The sequence below is a fragment of the Clostridium sp. AF27-2AA genome, from assembly GCF_003478505.1.
Classification (GTDB): domain Bacteria; phylum Bacillota; class Clostridia; order Lachnospirales; family Lachnospiraceae; genus Brotaphodocola.
On record NZ_QUFI01000041.1, the window covers coordinates 21,803 to 24,301 of the forward strand.

General features: G+C 48.3%; 2 protein-coding genes. Both read right to left on the reverse strand.

The genetic code is table 11. The features are described 5' to 3' along the window. Positions 1-465: zinc ABC transporter substrate-binding protein (locus tag DWY84_RS17860; RefSeq protein WP_243024888.1), on the reverse strand; the 465-nt coding region annotated here is incomplete at its 3' end. A gap of 171 nt (positions 466-636) precedes the next feature. Continuing rightward, positions 637-2,361 (reverse strand): subtype B tannase, encoded by a 1,725-nt coding sequence (locus DWY84_RS15435; RefSeq protein WP_118534222.1) that lies wholly within the window; start codon positions 2,359-2,361, stop codon positions 637-639. Between the last annotated feature and the right edge of the window lie 138 nt (positions 2,362-2,499).

Consider the following 2,499-nt stretch of genomic DNA (forward strand, 5'->3'; position numbering starts at 1 on the left):
CGCCGCCACATAGACATGAGTGTGCTCATGATCGTGGTCGGCATCTTCCATGCCTTCCACGATTTCCTCTTCCACCGCGTCCACATAATCCATCATGGTGACAATGGTCATGTTGGTGGTATCCAGGGCTGCCAGAGTCTCATCCAGCCAGTGCTCCATGGTGCCGCCATTGCTGATAAGGATATCAGCATGCTGAATGGTGCGGATGTCAGCCGGGGTCGGCTCAAAGGAATGGCTGTCCATTCCAGCAGGAATAACCATCTGCAGGTCCACCTGGTTTCCGGCAATCTGGCGCACAAAATCATAATAGGGGAACAACGTTACCGCCACTTTCAGCTTTCCGTTTTCTTCAGAAGATGCATCAAAAGCGCCCTGACTTCCGCCAGTCTGCGCGCATCCCCCAAGAACCAGGGATATACCGAGAACCGCGGCTGCACATCCTGTTTTTAATCTGCTTGTTCTCATATTCATTTCTTTCTGTTGCTATAATATTGTACCGTCATGTAACCGTTCAGGCACTGAGCAGTTACATAGTAACATTCAAACAGCTTCAGTCATCATGCATCTGACTGAAGCTGTCTTTTTAGGTTGCATAGTTAGTTTTAGTATATCACAATCTTTTTATTATGAAAAGATTTATTCTTTACAGATTTTATCAATCCACTGGAGCAGTTCTCCGTCATAATCAGCATTCCCATGCCCCTGATTCCACACCAGAGCGTAATCCACATCGGCATCGGTCTTGTTTTCCAGACTCAGAGCCAGAACTGCCGAGACGGAAAGAGCGGTATCTGCGTCCTGTGTGCCTACGCGGATGCGGATGTGTTCTGCTGTGTCCACAGAATCCGAACCAATATAATTTAACGGATTCAGAAGCTTCTTGCGCTCTGCCAGTGCCTTATCACCAATAACGGCATCGTAGCCCTCTGCATATTTGGAATACTCTTCCGGATAATCCGTTTTTAGTTTTTCCAGTACATCCGGCATATAGGAGTCAAAATGCAGGTACTGGTGCGTCTCATCGCCAAATTCCAGATTTTCACCGGATTTTTCATTCATTTCCAGATTATCAAAGGCCATGACAGATTTCATGCGCGGGTTATAGTCTGCCAGATAATCATCCAGGCTGGTGATTTTTGCGCTGCTGCCATCCCAGCTCAGACAATCGTTCAGCGTATATGGCACATCCAGTGAGCCCTCAGAAAGCTTATTCAAATAAACAGTTGCCGCATCTTCCACTTTCTGAACCATATATTGATAGAATCTTCCGCTGCGGCCATCCTCTCCCAGAGTCAGGGGTTCTCCGGTCTTTGTATCCACCAGTTTCAGGCTGTTGATATAGTCCACATAGCCGGAAGCCATCTGCTTAGATACGGCCTTCTCAAAGTCCGTGGATTCTCCATTTTCCCCGCTCCGGCTGTTATTGTAGGTCTGGAGATTCTGGTACATCCACTCATAAGCCTGGTCCGCATGATCCAGATCCGTGATCGGACAGTATGCCTGAGCCGCGTACACATCATCAGACTGATCCATAACCGCACCAATTTCTCTCAAATAAGAATCGTAATCCTTTGCATTGCCGGTACTCGCCAGCAAAGCGCTCATAGCCCCTCCGGCGCTGGTCCCAATGGAAATAATCTTATTCGCGTCTCCCGCCATCTCAGCATCATTCGCTTTCAAAAACCGGATTCCTGCCTTTAAATCCACAAGACCTGCCGGAGATTTTCCAATATAAGTTCCATCCTCGCTCTGGGTCTCCTTGCCGCGGCTGGCCGGAGAGACAAAGATGTAGCCCTGTTTGATATAGTCACTGTTGCGGGCGGAAATTTTGGAAGCATCCGCCTCGGCATAGCCGCCGATGCCATTCTGGTAAATGATAGGGGCGGTAGCCGCCGTATAGCCGTTTACTGTCCCTTTTTCATTGATAGTTCCATCTGCGTTCATATAAGCGGCAGGCACATAAATATTCATGCACTCCTTCACCGGATCTGCCGGGTTGTCGCAGTACACAATATATTCCAGGCCATAACAGTCATACTCATCGTAGTAGACCCACTTATCCCGGAAATCCTTCATATCCAGACTGCCCTGCAAAAGTTCGGATACATCCGGCGTCTGGCTCATAGACATTCCTGCATAAAACGGCTTTCCATCCTGGCCTTCGCCACCTTCTCCCTGCTCTTTTCCAAACGGTGACTGACCGTTCTTCGCAGGATCCTGGCTGCCATCCGGCTCCGATTCTGCCCCATTTACAGAAGAAGGTGCGTCCTTTGCAGCATTACCGCACCCCGACACGGATGCCGCAGCCACCACCGCTGCAAATAACACGCCCCTCTGATAAAACCGTTTTTTCCTCATCATATTGAAAATGCTCCTTTTTCCTCATAGACTTATTCATGCTACTCATCTTATGCGGAGAATGTGGTCTTCAAATGGAAAATCTGTGTTTTTTCTGTGAAAATAAAAATATTGAGACGGAACTAATAAAGGGTCCGGACG

What these genes read in the sequence shown, in the direction of transcription:
- DWY84_RS15435 (WP_118534222.1), bottom strand. Translation starts at nt 2,361, where the DNA reads ATGATGAGGAAAAAACGGTTTTATCAGAGGGGCGTGTTATTTGCAGCG.